General features: G+C 68.4%; 14 protein-coding genes and 1 pseudogene. 12 read left to right on the top strand and 3 right to left on the bottom strand.

From position 1 onward, the window contains the following. The 9 genes and pseudogenes from lpxD to TBU01S_RS14105 form a co-directional block, all read left to right on the top strand. Window positions 1–1005 carry a UDP-3-O-(3-hydroxymyristoyl)glucosamine N-acyltransferase gene (gene lpxD / locus TBU01S_RS14145; RefSeq protein WP_068637271.1) on the top strand — a complete coding sequence of 335 codons (1005 nt, stop codon included), beginning with the start codon at window positions 1–3 and terminating at the stop codon, window positions 1003–1005. Window positions 1006–1043: 38 nt separating this feature from the next. Further along, the gene (gene fabZ, locus TBU01S_RS14140) at window positions 1044–1478 is read left to right on the top strand and encodes a 3-hydroxyacyl-ACP dehydratase FabZ (RefSeq protein ID WP_068637312.1); all 435 of its coding nucleotides are present in this window, start codon (window positions 1044–1046) and stop codon (window positions 1476–1478) included. After that, window positions 1475–2245 carry an acyl-ACP--UDP-N-acetylglucosamine O-acyltransferase gene (gene lpxA / locus TBU01S_RS14135; protein WP_068637270.1) on the top strand — a complete coding sequence of 257 codons (771 nt, stop codon included), beginning with the start codon at window positions 1475–1477 and terminating at the stop codon, window positions 2243–2245. Before fabZ ends, lpxA begins: the two co-directional genes overlap by 4 nt. A 5-nt stretch (window positions 2246–2250) precedes the next feature. Further along, window positions 2251–3402, top strand: coding sequence for a lipid-A-disaccharide synthase (lpxB, locus tag TBU01S_RS14130; RefSeq protein WP_068637269.1), 1152 nt, complete (start codon window positions 2251–2253; stop codon window positions 3400–3402). 17 nt (window positions 3403–3419) lie between these two features. Then, window positions 3420–4016, top strand: a complete 597-nt coding sequence (gene rnhB, locus TBU01S_RS14125) for a ribonuclease HII (protein WP_088178885.1) — start codon at window positions 3420–3422, stop codon at window positions 4014–4016. After that, window positions 4016–4834, top strand: coding sequence for a TrmH family RNA methyltransferase (locus tag TBU01S_RS14120; protein ID WP_083953617.1), 819 nt, complete (start codon window positions 4016–4018; stop codon window positions 4832–4834). Before rnhB ends, TBU01S_RS14120 begins: the two co-directional genes overlap by 1 nt. Window positions 4835–4944: 110 nt before the next feature. After that, entirely contained in the window at window positions 4945–5418 is a 474-nt protein-coding gene (locus tag TBU01S_RS14115; protein ID WP_068637266.1) for a hypothetical protein, read from the top strand. A 51-nt stretch (window positions 5419–5469) separates the two neighbouring features. Continuing rightward, entirely contained in the window at window positions 5470–6255 is a 786-nt protein-coding gene (gene yaaA / locus TBU01S_RS14110) for a peroxide stress protein YaaA (RefSeq protein WP_068637265.1), read from the top strand. A gap of 23 nt (window positions 6256–6278) precedes the next feature. After that, window positions 6279–6773 (top strand): annotated as a pseudogene (locus tag TBU01S_RS14105) (M14-type cytosolic carboxypeptidase); the annotation flags it as partial. Between the two features lie 74 nt (window positions 6774–6847). On the opposite strand, the gene hpnE reads toward TBU01S_RS14105, so the two are convergent. From hpnE to hpnC, 3 genes are read right to left on the bottom strand one after another with little or no spacing between them, the layout of a single operon-like run. Then, on the bottom strand, window positions 6848–8188 hold the full coding sequence (gene hpnE, locus TBU01S_RS14100; protein WP_068637263.1) for a hydroxysqualene dehydroxylase HpnE: 1341 nt from the start codon (window positions 8186–8188) through the stop codon (window positions 6848–6850). A gap of 4 nt (window positions 8189–8192) precedes the next feature. Further along, complete coding sequence (gene hpnD, locus TBU01S_RS14095; RefSeq protein ID WP_068637262.1) at window positions 8193–9026, bottom strand: presqualene diphosphate synthase HpnD; 834 nt, start codon at window positions 9024–9026, stop codon at window positions 8193–8195. Then, entirely contained in the window at window positions 9023–9856 is an 834-nt protein-coding gene (gene hpnC / locus TBU01S_RS14090; RefSeq protein WP_068637261.1) for a squalene synthase HpnC, read from the bottom strand. Before hpnC ends, hpnD begins: the two co-directional genes overlap by 4 nt. Window positions 9857–10116: 260 nt before the next feature. On the opposite strand from hpnC, the gene TBU01S_RS14085 reads away from it, so the two are divergent. The 3 genes from TBU01S_RS14085 to TBU01S_RS14075 all read left to right on the top strand — a co-directional run bounded on the left by TBU01S_RS14085 (window position 10117) and on the right by TBU01S_RS14075 (window position 14740). Then, window positions 10117–10794, top strand: coding sequence for an ABC transporter ATP-binding protein (locus TBU01S_RS14085; RefSeq protein WP_068637260.1), 678 nt, complete (start codon window positions 10117–10119; stop codon window positions 10792–10794). 79 nt (window positions 10795–10873) lie between these two features. Next, a complete protein-coding gene (locus TBU01S_RS14080; RefSeq protein WP_245650926.1) occupies window positions 10874–13453 on the top strand; it encodes an FtsX-like permease family protein in 2580 nt (859 codons plus the stop codon). Between the two features lie 72 nt (window positions 13454–13525). Continuing rightward, window positions 13526–14740, top strand: coding sequence for a lipocalin-like domain-containing protein (locus TBU01S_RS14075; protein WP_083953616.1), 1215 nt, complete (start codon window positions 13526–13528; stop codon window positions 14738–14740). Window positions 14741–14785 lie beyond the last annotated feature (45 nt).

Raw genomic sequence — 14785 nt, 5'->3', positions numbered from 1 at the left:
ATGTTCCGTCTCGACGAACTGGTTGCGCGGCTCGGAGGGGAAGTGTCCGGCGACGCCGGCGTGGCCGTCCACCGGGTGGCCACGCTCGACCAGGCGGGAGAGGGCGATCTCGCCTTCGTCGCCAACCGCAAGTACCTGCCGAAGCTGCGCGAAAGTGCCGCGTCGGCGGTCATCGTCGCGCCGGACGCGAAGGCCTTGCTGAACGGCCGCAGCGCCATCGTCGTTGCCGACCCCTATCTGTACTTCGCGCGCGTCGCCCAGCTCTTCAATCCGCTCCCGGTGGTGCGCCCCGGCGTCCATGCGCTTGCCGCGCTCGCTTCCAGCGTACCGTCGTCGGCCGAGATCGGGCCGGGCGCGTCGATCGAGGAGGATGTCGAGATCGGCGAGGGCGTCGTCGTCGGCGCGGGCTGCCACATCGGCCGCGGCGCACGCATCGGCCGCGGTACGCGGCTTGCCGCGCGGGTCACGATCCAGCATGGCTGCGTGGTCGGGGAGAACTGCATTCTGCATTCCGGCGTGGTCGTCGGCAGCGACGGCTTCGGCTTCGCCCGTGAAAAGGATGGGCGCTGGGTCAAGATCCCGCAGATCGGCCGGGTCGTCGTCGGCAACGAAGTCGAGATCGGCGCCAACACCACGATCGACCGTGGCGCGCTCGACGACACCGTGATCGGCGACGGCTGCAAGCTCGACAACCAGATCCAGATCGCACACAACGTGCGCATCGGCGAGAACACCGCGATCGCGGGCTGCGTCGGCATCGCCGGCAGCACCACCATCGGTGCGCGCTGCATGATCGGTGGCCAGGCAGGCATCATCGGCCATCTGACGATCTGCGACGACGTCGTCGTTTCCGCCGGCACGCTGGTCAGCAAGTCCATCACCCGGCCGGGCGTCTATACCGCCAGCCTGCCGGTACAGCCGCACGCCGACTGGGTGCGCAATTTTTCCCACCTGCGCCACCTCGATGCGCTGGCCGGACGCGTCCGCTCACTCGAAAACCAATGAAGGCGGCCGCGACGGCCGGCCCCGGGACAATCCTCATGATGAACATCAACGAAATCGTCGAATACCTGCCGCACCGCTATCCCTTTCTGCTGATCGACCGCGTGCTCGAGATGGAGGAGGGCAAGCGCATCATCGCGCTGAAGAACGTGACGATGAACGAGCCTTTCTTTCCCGGTCATTTCCCGCACCACCCGGTGATGCCCGGCGTGCTGATCGTCGAGGCGATGGCCCAGGCGGCGGCCGTGCTGTCGTTCAAGAGCATGGGCGTCAAGCCGGACGAGAACTCGGTGGTGTATTTCGCCGGCATCGACAACGTGCGCTTCAAGCGCCCGGTGGTGCCGGGCGACCAGTTGATCTTCGAGGTCGAGATCACCCAGAACAAGCGCAACATCTACAAGTACAAGGGAGTCGCCCGCGTCAATGGCGAAGTGGCGACCGAAGCCGATCTGATGTGCGCACTGAAGACCCTATGATCCATCCGACCGCCATCGTCCATCCGGGCGCCAGGCTCGGTGAGAAGGTCTCGATCGGAGCCTATTCGATCATCGGCGAGCACGTCGAGATCGGCGACGGCAGCCGGATCGGGCCGCACGTCGTCATCGAGGGCCATACCCGCATCGGCTGCGACAACGAAATCTTCCAGTTCTGCTCGCTCGGCGCCAAGCCGCAGGACAAGAAATACGACGACGAGCCCACCCGGCTCGAGATCGGCGACCGCAACACCATCCGCGAGTACTGCTCGTTCAACCTCGGCACCAGCCAGGACGGGGGCGTCACCCGTGTCGGCGACGACAACTGGATCATGGCCTACGTCCATGTGGCGCACGACTGCCAGGTTGGCGATCACACCATCTTCGCCAACAACGCGACCCTGGCCGGCCACGTCCATGTCGGCGACTGGGCGATCCTCGGCGGCTTCACCGGCGTGCACCAGTTCTGCCGCGTTGGCGCGCACAGCTTCTGCGGCGTCGGCACGGTGCTGCTGCAGGATCTGCCGCCTTTTGTCACTGTCGCCGGCAACCCTGCCAAGCCACACGGCATCAACAGCGAAGGCCTCAAGCGCCGCGGCTACGGCAGCGAAGGCATCGCCGCGATCAAACGTGCCTACCGGGCACTGTATCGTAGCGGCCTGACGCTGGACGAAGCGCGTCAGCGCGTCGCCGAGATCGCGGCCGAGCATGCCGAGGCCGGCCTGCTGTCCGAATTCATCGCCGACTCCGGCCGCGGCATCGTCCGCTGAGCACCATGACCGTCCGCATCGCGATGGTCGCCGGAGAAGCATCCGGCGACCTGCTTGCCAGCCATCTGATCCGGGCCATTCGCCGGCACCTGCCCGATGCCGAGTTTTTCGGCATCGGCGGGCCGAAGATGCAGGCGGAAGGCTTCGACGCGCGCTGGCCCTGCGAACTGCTGGCGGTGCACGGTTATGTCGATGCGCTGAAGCGCTACCGCGAGCTGTCGGGTATCCGCCGCAGCCTGCTGGCGCAGATCCGCAAGGAGCGGCCGGCGGCCTTCATCGGCGTCGATGCGCCCGACTTCAACCTGTGGCTGGAAGGCAAGGCCAAGGATGCGGGCATTCCGGCGATCCATTTCGTCAGCCCGTCGATCTGGGCCTGGCGCGGCGGGCGCATCAAGCGCATCGCGCGCTCGGTCAGCCGCATGCTGTGCCTGTTTCCGTTCGAGCCGGCGCTGTACGAGCAGGCTGGCGTGCCGGTCAGCTACGTCGGCCATCCGCTGGCGGACGTGTTTCCGCTGTGCCCGGACCGCGCCGCGGCGCGTGCGCTGCTGGGTTTGAATCCGGACAGCAGGATCGTGGCGATGCTGCCGGGCAGCCGCCAGTCCGAAGTGCGCAACCTGGCCGACATCTACATCGCCACGGCGATCCGTATGCTCGAACGCGACCCCGGCCTGGGTTTCCTGGTGCCGCTGGCGACGCGCGAGACCCGATTGATCTTCGAAGAAGCGCTGCACCGCAACCAGGCGATGGAGCTGCCCATTCGCATGCTGTTCGGCCATGCGGTCGAGGCCATGACTGCCGCCGATGCCGTGCTGGTGGCGAGCGGCACGGCCAGCCTCGAAGCCGCGCTGCTGAAGCGGCCGATGGTGATCACCTATCGCATCGGCGACTGGCAATACCGCCTGATGAAGCGCATGGCCTATCTGCCGTGGGTCGGGCTGCCGAACATCCTGTGCAACGAAGGCCTGGTCCCCGAACTGCTGCAGGACGATGCGACGCCGGAAAAACTCGCCGTTGCGTTGAAAGCCTGGCTCGACGACGCCGACCGCTGCGCGGCGCTCGAACTGCGCTTCACCGAACTGCATCTGACCCTGCGGCAGGACACGGCGCAAAAGGCAGCGGAAGCCATCCTGCCTTACCTGAACGGCAGGACGACGTGAGCGCAGACCTTTTTTTCATGCCTGCTGCGGCGTGTCCGGGACAGGCGCTGGTATGCGGTGTGGACGAGGCCGGGCGCGGCCCCCTGTGCGGACCGGTCGTTGCCGCGGCGGTGATTCTCGATCCGGCACGCCCGATCGACGGCCTGGCGGATTCCAAGAAGCTCGGCGAGCGTGCGCGCGAGCGCCTGGCGGTGCTGATCCGCGAGCGCGCGCTGGCCTGGGCGGTCGCCGAAGCCAGCGTCGAGGAGATCGACCGCCTCAACATCCTGCACGCAAGCATGCTGGCGATGCAGCGCGCGGTCGCGGGGCTGAGCGTGGCGCCGGCCGAAGTGCTGATCGACGGCAACCGCTGCCCGCGGCTGCCCTATCCGGCGCGCGCCATCGTCAAGGGCGATGCCACCGAACCTTCGATCTCGGCTGCTTCCATCCTTGCCAAGACCGTCCGTGACGCCGGCATGCGTGAACTCGACGCGTCATGGCCGCAATACGGGCTCGCCGCGCACAAGGGTTATCCCACTGCCGCCCACCTGCAGGCGTTGCAACAGCATGGCGTCGCCGATTTCTACCGCCGCAGCTTCGCGCCCGTACGGCGCCTGCTCGACGCCGCCGAGTGATGAAAGCGATCGCGTCGCGCGACAATCCGCTGGTCAAGCGCCTGCATGCGCTGTCAAGCTCGACGCGTGAACGGCGCAAGCATGGCGAGACGCTGCTCGACGGCGCACACCTGCTGGATGCCGCGCTGCAGCGCCAGTGGCCGCTGAAAGGCGTCGTCGTGGCCGAGAGCGGCCTCGCCGGCGCCGAGATCCAGGATCTGCTCTCGCGCTGCCCGGCCGAGGTGCCGCGCTACCGGTTGTCCGACGCCTTGTTCGCCCACATCAGCCCGGTCGATACGCCCTCGGGCCTCGTCGCCATCATCGACCTGCCGGCCGAACCGGCACCTGAGCCACTTGCAAGCGACGTCGTCGTGCTCGATTCGGTGCAGGACCCCGGCAATCTCGGCACCATCCTGCGCACTGCGGCTGCGGCCGGCGTGCGCGAGGTGCTGCTCACCGAAGGCTGTGCAAGCGCCTGGTCGCCACGGGTGCTGCGCGCCGGCATGGGCGCGCATTTCGGCCTGCGCATCCGCGAACGCGTCGACGCATTGCAGGCCTTGGAGGGGTTTCCCGGTACCGTGCTGGCCACCGCGCTGGCGCCCGATGCGCGCAGCCTGTACGACATCGACCTCGGCCGTCCGGCCGCTTGGCTGTTCGGTGCCGAAGGCCAGGGCCTTTCGCCGGCCTTGCTCGCCCTTGCCGCCGAGCGCGTCGTGATTCCGCTCGCAGACGGGATCGAATCGCTCAACGTCGCCGCGGCAGTGGCGATCTGCTTGTTCGAGCAGGCACGGCAGCGGCGCGCGTTAAGTGCGTCACATTCCTCTCAAGGCGGCGATTGACAGCTTTTTCCCCGGCACATGATGCTATCGGCCGGTGCCGGTCCGCGACACGCGTCGCGGCACGCAGGGCCACAGACGGCGGAAAGCCGCATTTGCCGAGGAGACGAGGAGTGACGATCCACTTCAAAACCCCGAAAGGGGTGGGCGAAATCGCCAATCGCAGCGGGGCCATCGGCCAGCGTGCGAGGCGGTTGCTGATCCTGATCGACGGGCAGCGCTCCAGGGCCGAACTGCACGCCCTGGCGGGCGACCCCGATTTCGAGAACTCCCTTGCCCAGCTGTGCGGCGCCGGCTTCATTGCCGCAGCACCCGTGGAGCCCGGGATCGTGCCGCCGTCCGCAGGCACTCCGGCAGACGATCCGTCGGCACAAGACCTGCAGAAGGCGCGCAACTTCATGATCAACACCTTGCGCGCCTATCACGGCCATTACAACAAGCTGAACCTGATCAAGCGCATCGAAAGCTCGCAGCAGCGCGCGGAGCTCGAGGCCTTGTTCGGGGAATGGCGTGCGTCCATCGCCGAAAACCGTACCGGTCTCAAACGCGTCGACGAGCTCGCCAGCCAACTGCGCGCGGTGATGTAGCGCCCCGTTTGCTAACATTGGGCGCTTCTTCCTGCCGGCCGTCCTCCGCCCATGATCTTCGTCATTTCCCCCGCCAAGGCACTCGACTACGAGACGCCGCCTGCCACGCCGCGCTTCACCCAGCCGGATTTCCTCGATCGATCCGCCGAACTCATCGCCATCCTGCGCGAGCGCTCGCCGGCGCAGATCGCGGAGCTGATGTCGCTGTCGGACGCGCTCGCCAGCCTCAATGCCGCGCGCTACGAACAATGGTCAACGCCGTTCTCGCCGGACAATGCCAAGCAGGCGGTATTCGCCTTCAATGGCGACGTGTACGAGGGGCTGGACGCATGCAGCCTGACGCCGCAGGAGCTCGACTGGGCACAGGACCATCTGCGCATCCTGTCCGGCCTGTACGGCGTGCTGCGCCCGCTCGACCTGATGCAGCCTTACCGGCTGGAAATGGGCACCCGGCTGGAGAACGCCCGCGGCAGGAATCTGTACGCCTTCTGGGGCGATCGCATCACCGACGAACTTAACCGCCTGCTCGCCGTCGAGGCCGAGGCCGGACGCGAGCCGATCCTTTTCAACCTGGCCTCCGACGAGTATTTCAAATCGGTCAAGCCGGCGAAACTCAAGGGCAGGCTGGTCGGCGCCGCTTTCGAGGACTGGAAGGGAGGCCGCTACAAGATCGTCAGCTTCTACGCCAAGCGCGCGCGTGGCCTGATGAGCCGCTACCTGATCCAGCACCGCATCGACGACATCGACGGGGTGAAGGGCTTCGCTGCCGAAGGCTATGCCTTCGCGGCCGAAGCCTCGGACGACGACCGGCTGGTATTCCGCCGCCGCGAGGCCTGAGCGCGATGGCTGAAGTGGCCTCCATGCGCATCAGTTCATGCTTCGATTCCGGCGCGATCGAGGTGGTCTGCGCCGACGACCCGCAGAACATCCGGCTGCACCTGCGCGCCGACAATGCCGCCGAATTCCGCCAGTGGTTCCATTTCCGCCTGACGGGTGCCGCGGGCAGGGCAGTGCGCATGGTGTTCGAGAATGCTTCGCAGGCCGCCTACCCGGACGGCTGGCCGGGCTACCGCTGCGTGGCGTCCTACGATCGCCGCAACTGGTTCCGCGTCTCCGGCACCCGCTACGAGACCTCGCCTTTCGCCAGCGCGAGCAAGCTCGGTGCGACCGTCGATGGCCGCGATACCGACCTCGTCGCCGTCGCCCGCCGCCTGCGCGAGCAGGCACGCTTCTGCACCGTGCCCAACATGAACCCCGACGGTGCGGTACGCGGCAATCTGCGCACCAATGCGGCGGGGCGCAATCTCAATCGCGAGTGGCGCGAGCCCGATCCCGCCGCCAGTCCGGAGGTCTTTCCAGGGACGATGAAAGCCCCGGTTGACGGGTCAGTGCCGCGACGGAGCGCGACCGGGTCCCTGGCTCCGGGGTGTTACAGCCAGGTCGCCTTCATTCCCAGTTCGGCCAGGATGGCGGCGGCGCAGGCCGTGCCCGAGCGCACGGCGGATTCGAGCGTGGCGGGGTAGGGGGAGTCGAGATAGTCCCCGGCCAGCCACAGGCCGCGCAGCGGCGTGCGCATGCCGGGGCGGAAAATGCCGGGCCGGCAGGCGATGGTGGCGCGCTTTTCGACGATGACCTGCGACCACTCGGGCGCGGGCAGCCTGCGGCCCAGCTGGCGTTCGAGCTGGGCGTGGGTTGCCAGGATCAGTTCGTCGCGGGGCAGCGCCTCGTGCGGCCCGTGGGCGCTGATGACGCAGGCGATCAGGCCTTCCGGCCCACCCAACTGGCCACGGTCGAAAGCCCATTGTGCCGGGCTGGCCGTCAGCGTGGCGGTGGTGCCGCTGTCGAGGCCGATCATCGGTTCGGACAGCTTCTGCCCTTTCCCGAGCGCCAGATAGACTGTAACGATCGGTTCGTGAGGCAGGGCGTCGATCTGCGCGGCGAGGCGCTCGCACTGGCCGGTGGAGGCGAGCAGGGCGCCGGCGTGATAGGGCGCAGTGGCAAGCACAACATGCGGCCAGGGACGGCTGCCGGGGTCGCCTTCGAGGCGGAAGCCGCCGTCGACCGGCTGGATCGCCTCGATCGCGTTGCCGGTGCGCAGCTTGCCGCGCCGGGTGGCGAGGTAGCGGGCCGCCGGCACCGGGAACAGTTCGGACAGGTCGACGCGCGGGATCAGCAGTTCGCTGTCGCTGGCCGAGGCGGCCAGGCTGTCGCGCAGCACGTTGGCGAAGACCTGGGCCGAAGCTTCGGCGGCCGGCGTGTTCAGCGCAGCGACACACAAGGGTTCCCATACCAGTTCAGCCAGTACCGGCGTCTGCCGCGTCTCGCGCAACAGGCTGCGGACCGTCATCTCCGGCGGCAGGCGGAAACCCTGCTTCTTGAGCCAGCGCATCAGGCGCAGCATCGCCAGCCGGTCGGCCCAGTTCAGGCCTTCGGCACGCAGCAGGCCGGCGGCCAGGTGAAAAGGCGCGGGCAGCGCCGCCGCCTTCAGCTTCATCCTGCCCGGCACGTGCAGGGTCAGCGGCAGGTGGGCGAGCTGCTTGGGCGAGCAGCCGGTGGTGCGCAGCAGGCGGGTGAGTTCGGTGTAAGCGCCGATCAGGATGTGCTGGCCGTTGTCGACCCGCCGGCCGTCCTTGGCCACCACCCGCGCCCGTCCGCCCAGCGTGTGCGAGCGCTCGAACACCGTGACATGCACGCCGGCGCGCGCCAGTTCGACTGCGCAGGCGAGGCCTGCGTAGCCAGCGCCGATCACCGCGACGGTCGGCACGCTCATCAGCTCAGCCCTTGAACCAGGTGGTGCCGGCCAGCCAGACCTTGCGCAGCGGCGTCAGCGAGGTGCGGCGGTCCAGCACCTGGAAGCCGTCGGCGGCGATCTCGCGCAGCAGCGTGCGGTAGATCGCCGCCATCACCAGGCCGGGGCGCTGCATCTTGCGGTCGATGTCCGGCAACTGCGCGAAGGCCTGGTCGTAGAAGCCTTCCGCACGTTCGGCCTGGAAGGCCATCAGTTCGCGGAAGGCGTCTGAATGGCGCGCCTCCAGGATGTCCTTGGCCGGCACGTCGAAGCGCTGCAGGTCCTCGATCGGCAGGTAGATGCGGCCGCGGCGGGCGTCCTCGCCGACGTCGCGGATGATGTTGGTGAGCTGGAAGGCGATGCCGAGGTCGTGGGCGTACTTCAGCGTCTGGCGGTCCTGGTAGCCGAAGATCTCGGCCGCCAGCAGGCCGACCACGCTGGCGACCCGGTAACAGTAGAGCTGCAGGCCCTTGAAGTCGAGGTAGCGCGTCTGCGACAGATCCATCGCCATGCCGTCGATGATCTCCAGCAACTGCTCCTGCGGCAAGGCGAAACGCGGCAGCACGTCCTTCAGCGCATGGCCGACAGGATGGGTCGGGTTGCCGGCCCAGGTGCGCGCGACCTCCTTGCGCCACCATTCGAGCTTGGTCTGGGCCAGCGACAGGTCGTGGCATTCGTCGACGACGTCGTCGACCTCGCGGCAGAAGGCATACAGCGCGGTGATCGCCTGGCGCTTGTCGGGCGGCAGGAACATGAAGCTGTAGTAGAAGCTCGATCCGCTCTTGGCGGCCTTGTCCTGGCAGTAGTCGTGCGGATTCATGCGGTGTTCCGGTAGTTCAGGGCGCGCCAGCCGAGGCGCAGCCAGTCGGGCCGGACGAGTACCGGCCGGCGGCGGAAGACGTCGTAGCCGGCTGCTTCGATGCGTTCGAGGATGCGCAGGCCACCGAGCACGATCAGGCGCAACTCCCAGCCGATGCGGCCGGGCAGGGCCAGCGCCAGCGGTGCGCCGTCGAGCATCATGGCACGGGCGCGCTGCACTTCGAAAGCCATCAGCGCCTGCCAGCGGGCATCGCAGCGGCCGGCGTCGATGTCGCCCTCGGTGATCTCGAAGCGCGCCATGTCGTCCTGCGGCAGGTAGATGCGCTGCTTCCGCCAGTCGACGCCCACGTCCTGGCAGAAGTTGATCAACTGCAGACTGGTGCAGACGGCGTCCGAGCGGCGGAGATTCTCCGGCGTGGCGGCAGCGTACAGGTGCAGCAGCAGGCGGCCGACCGGGTCGGCCGAGCGCCGGCAGTAGTCGCGCAGCTCGGCGAAGTCGCGGTAGCGCGTCTTGCCGACGTCCTGGGCAAAGGCGCCGAGCAGGTCGCGAAAAGGCTGCACCGGCAGTGCATGTGCGGCGATCGCACGTCCCAGGCGGGCGAACATCGGCGCCAGGCTCTCGTCGCGCACGACCTCGCCGCGCGCACAGGCTTCGAGCGCCAGACGATAGTCGTGCAGCCGGGCCAGTCTGGCGACGGCCGGCGCATCGCCTTCGTCGGCCACGTCGTCGGCGCTGCGGGCGAAGGCGTAGATGGCCTCGACCGGCTCGCGCAGGCGCGGCGGCAGCAGAAGCGAAGCGACAGGAAAATTCTCGTAGTGGTCGACCGGCATGCCTGGCGATGAAGATGCGATGCCACGTTGTGGGCAGGCGGCCCTGCGCGGCGCGGCGGGCGGAGTATATACGTGATTCGCCCCTGTCCCGGATCGAGCAGGGGTGGCGGCAGCTGGCGGCATGGTGGTCTTGCCCAGGCTCGGCGCAGTCCGGCTGTCCATTTTTGGCAGGCTTCGCAGCAATTTCAACGCTGCGATGACACAATCGGGCTTTGCTGCCCCTTCTTTACCTCTCCTTCCACTCCTGCCTGACCGATCTCATGCTGACTGCCCACGCCTTGCGCAAGACGCTTCCCGGTACCCCGCCACGCCTTCTGTTCGATGGGCTGGAGCTGCAGGTCGCGGGTGGCGAATGCGTGGCGATCGTCGGTGAATCCGGGGCGGGGAAATCGACGCTGCTCAATTGCCTGGCGGGGCTGGAGCCGTTCGACGGCGGACACGTCGAACTGGGCGGGCAACGCATCGGCGGGCTGGACGACGATGCGATGGCCCGCCTGCGGCGAGAGGCCTACGGCTTCGTCTTCCAGGCTTTTCACATCCTGCCGCATCTATCGTTGGCGCAGAATGTGGCGCTGCCGCTGTGGCTGCTGAAGGTCGACGAGCGCCAAGCCGATCAGCGCGCCCGCGCCATGCTGGCGCGCGTGGGCCTGGAAGGGCGGGCCGACGACGCGCCGCACACCCTGTCGGGCGGCGAGATGCAGCGCGTGGCGATTGCGCGGGCGCTGATCCATGCTCCTAAGCTGGTGCTGGCCGACGAGCCGACCGGCAACCTCGACCCGGCGCGGGCCGGCGAAGTGCTCGATCTGCTGCTTGGGCAGATCCGGGCCGGCGCCGCCGCCGGCGTGCTGGTGACGCATTCCCGCCTGGCCGCGAAGCGTGCCGACCGGGTGCTGGAATTGGGGCCGCAGGGGCTGGCGGACGTCACGGAGCGCGTGTGAGCGCCGCCGCCCGGCCGCCCGAAGGGGGCGCTCATCCTCCCGTGGGGAGGATGTCGCACAGCGACAGGAGGGTAGTCCAGTGAGCCTGGTGGGCGCGACCTCGCGCCGGCTCTTCCTCGCCAGCCTGCTGCGCCATCGCCTGGCCACTGCGCTGTCGCTGCTGGCGATCGCGCTCGGCGTGGCGCTGGGTCTGGCGGTGCAACTGATCCATGGCGCGGCCATCGACGAATTCGGCCGCGGCCTGCGCACGCTGGCGGGCGAAGCCGACCTGCAACTGGTGGGGCCGCGCGAGGGCTTCGACGAGGCCATCTATCCGATGCTCGCCAAGCGTCCGGAGATCGCCGAAGCCAGCCCGGTGCTGCGCATCGAGGCACGGCTGCCGGGGCGGGAGGATACGCTGGAGATTCTTGGCGTCGACATGTTCCGCGTCGCCCGCATGCAGGCCTTGCTGCGGCCGCGGGCCGACCCGGCGCTGGTGGACGGCGACGGCCGTCTTGCCGGGCTGCAGCCGCGCAACATCTTCGTGAGCGTGGATGCCCGTGCCCGCCTGGAGCTGCCGTCGCGCCTGGGCAACGGGGAGATGGCCGGGCCCGCGCTGCGGGATGGCGTGTTGACCGTCCAGTCCGGTGTCAGCGGGATCGAGCTGCGTCTGGCCGGCGAACTGCCCTTGAGCGGCGCCGAACTGGCGGTGATGGACATCGGCGGCGCGCAGCAGATGTTCGGGCGCATCGGTGTGTTGAGCCGCATCGACCTCAAGCTCGCTCCGGGCCTGAGTCCCGAAGCCGCAGGTCTGGCGCTGTCGCCGCTGCTGCCGCCTGGACTGGCACTGCAGGTTCCGGAAGCCGCGGCCGGCGAGGCGAGTGCGCTGTCGCGCGCCTATCGGGTCAATCTCACGATGCTGGCGGCCATTGCGCTGCTGACCGGTGCGTTCCTGGTGTTTTCCACCCAGGTGCTGTCGGTGGCGCGGCGACGGCGGGAATTCGCCCTGCTGCGTGCGCTCGGCATGGAAAGGCGCCAATTGCTGCGCGGGCTGCTGGCCGAAGGGGCGGTGCTCGGGCTGGTGGGCGGCGTGATCGGCGTGGCGCTCGGCCATGCGCTTGCTGCGCTGGCCTTCAGGCTGGTCGGCGGTGATCTGGGCGCAGGCTTTTTTCGCGGTAGCCGACCCGAGTTGCAGTTCGATGCCATGCTTGCCGCAGGATATCTGCTGCTGGGCGGTGTGGCCGGTGTGCTCGGTAGCTGGCTGCCGGCCCGGGCAGCGTCGCAGGTTGCGCCGGCCCGGGCGCTGAGGGCCGGCGAAGCGCAGTATGCCGGCTTGCCGCATATGCAGGGACGCCTGCCGCTGGCGCTGCTGCTGGCGGCAGGCGCCGGGCTCGCCTGCATGCTGCCGCCGGCCGGCGGCATTCCGCTCGGCGGCTATGCTGCGGTGGCACTGAGCCTGATGGCGGCAGTGCTGTCCCTGCCTGCGCTGGCGCAGAGCCTGCTGCCCTTGCTGGGGCGGACGCGCTCGGTGATCTGGCGCCTGGCCCATGCCCGCCTGTCGGCCACGCCCGGCCAGGCCGTGGTGGCCGCTGCCGGCGTGGTCGCCAGCGTGGCGCTGGCATCGGCGATGGCGATCATGGTCAGCTCCTTCCGGGTGTCGGTGGATGACTGGCTGGCCCAGGTGCTGCCGGCCGACCTGTATGTGCGGGCTTCGAGCTCGGCGGCCAGCGGCTATCTGGATGACGACGCATTGGCGCGCATTGCCGCAGTGCCGGGCGTGGCTTCGGTGGATACGACGCGGCTGCTGAATTTGCGGCTGTCGGACGAGGAGCCGGTGTTCAGCCTGCTGGCGCGTCCGGTCGACGGCAACTGGGGCTTGCCGCTGGTCGCCGGTTCGACCGGACGCCCGGACGGCAGCAAGCCGGGGCAGAGTAGCTTGCCGCCAGCGTGGATTTCCGAAGCCGCCGTCGATCGCCTGGGGCTGGGCGTCGGCGACCGCCTGACGCTGCCGCTGGCCGGCCGCCAGCAGAGTTTCGTCGTTGCCGGCGTCTGGCGGGATTATTCGCGCCAGTACGGTGCGGCGCTGATCGAACTGGCGGACTATCGCGCCCTGACCGGCGACGATCGCGTCAACGACGCCGCGATCCGGCTCGAGGAGGGCACCGATGCGGGCGCGGTGGCCGATGCGCTGAACGCCCGCTTCGGCCCCGGACGCCTGATCATCGCACTGCCGGGCGAAATCCGTGCGACCACGCTGCAGATCTTCGACCGGACTTTCCTGATCACCTATCTGATGGAAGCCGTGACGGTGATGATCGGCCTGTTCGGCATCGCCACCACCTTCGCCGCGCTGGCCGGCACGCGCGAAGGCGAGTTCGGCATGCTGCGCCATCTGGGTTTCACGCGCGGGGAGATCGGGCGCCTGATCGCAGCCGAAGGGGCGCTGACCGCCGGGTTTGGCGTGGCCTGCGGTTTGCTGGCGGGCGGGGCGATGGCATGGATCCTCATCGAGGTGGTCAACCGGCAGAGTTTCCATTGGAGCATGGACCTGGCCGTGCCTTGGGCTGCGCTGGTTCTGTTTGCCGCCGTGCTGGTGTCGCTGGCTGCACTGGTTGCACGGCTCGCCGGGGCGCGAGCGATGCGAGGGTCCGCGGTGCAGGCGGTGAAGGCCGACTGGTGAATGCGGCGGTGCAGGCAGGCGGAGCGGTTGGATGATGCGTGCGAAGGCGGATGCAGGAGAGGACAAGTGTCGATGGTGATACGACGTGCCGGGCAGTGGAGCGGAATCTGGAGGCACTTCGGAGCGGATATCGCCCGACGCTCGCTGTGTGCGTTCGCCGCTGTCATCGCCTTGCTGTCGTGTCTGCCACCGGAGATTCATGCACAGGGTTCAGGATCTGCGTCGGCTGCCGATGGCTACCCAGCCGTGGTGCCGGGCAGGCCGCTGATCTTCCCCGATGATTTCGGCGCCCACCCGGACTACCGTACCGAATGGTGGTACATCACCGGCTGGCTGCGTGATGACGCAGGCGCGGAGCGTGGCTTCCAGCTCACCTTCTTCCGGGTGCGCACCCTGATCGGCGAGGACAACCCCAGCCGTTTCGCGCCGCGCCAACTCATCCTCGCCCATGCCGCGGTGGCCGATCCGGCGAATGGCCGCCTGCTCCATGCCGAACGTTCGGCACGGGCCTGGCCCGGCCTGGCAGGCGCCGCGACCGGCCGGACGGACGTCGAGATCGATGGCTGGTCGCTGTCGATGGAAACTGGGGAGGGTGGCGAGACGGACGGGAGCAGTGGCGATCGCTACCACAGCCGCATCGAAACGGAGGAATTCGGTTTCGAACTGCGCTTCGACGCCCGCCGTCCGCCTTTGCCGAATGGCCGCCAGGGTTTCAGCCAGAAGGCGCCCGATCCGCTCAACGCCAGCCATTACTACAGCCGGCCGCAGCTCGGCGTGTCGGGCAGGCTGCGCCTGGGCAGCGAGATTCTGGACGTGGACGGCCATGCCTGGCTGGATCACGAATGGTCCTCGGAGATCCTGCCGCAGGGCGCGCGCGGCTGGGATTGGATCGGCATCAACCTGCATGACGGCGGTTCGCTGATGCTGTTCCAGATGCGCGATGGCGAAGGCGGCGCGATGTGGGCCGCGGGGACGCTGGCCGATGCGCTTGGCCGGGCGCGGACCTTCGCTCCCGACGAAGTACGCTTCGAGCCGGTGAGGCACTGGACGTCTGCTCGCACCGGCACGCGCTACCCGGTGGAATGGCGCCTGCACCTGGCCGACGGACGCACGCTCGGCCTGCGTCCGCTAATGGACGACCAGGAGCTCGACAGCAGTGCATCGACCGGCGCCGTGTATTGGGAAGGCGCAGTACGCCTGTCCGAGCAGGCGGAGGACGGCAGCGAACGTGAAATCGGTCAGGGCTACCTCGAAATGACCGGCTATGCCGAACGCCTGGACATGTAGCCGCCGCTTCGATGATGCGATAATCCTGCCATTCGACCCAAGCGG

Source organism: Thauera butanivorans NBRC 103042 (assembly GCF_001591165.1).
In the GTDB taxonomy this organism is placed as follows: domain Bacteria; phylum Pseudomonadota; class Gammaproteobacteria; order Burkholderiales; family Rhodocyclaceae; genus Thauera; species Thauera butanivorans.
Note: the sequence above shows the minus strand (reverse complement) of the source record. Positions and strands in the feature narration are given on the sequence as shown.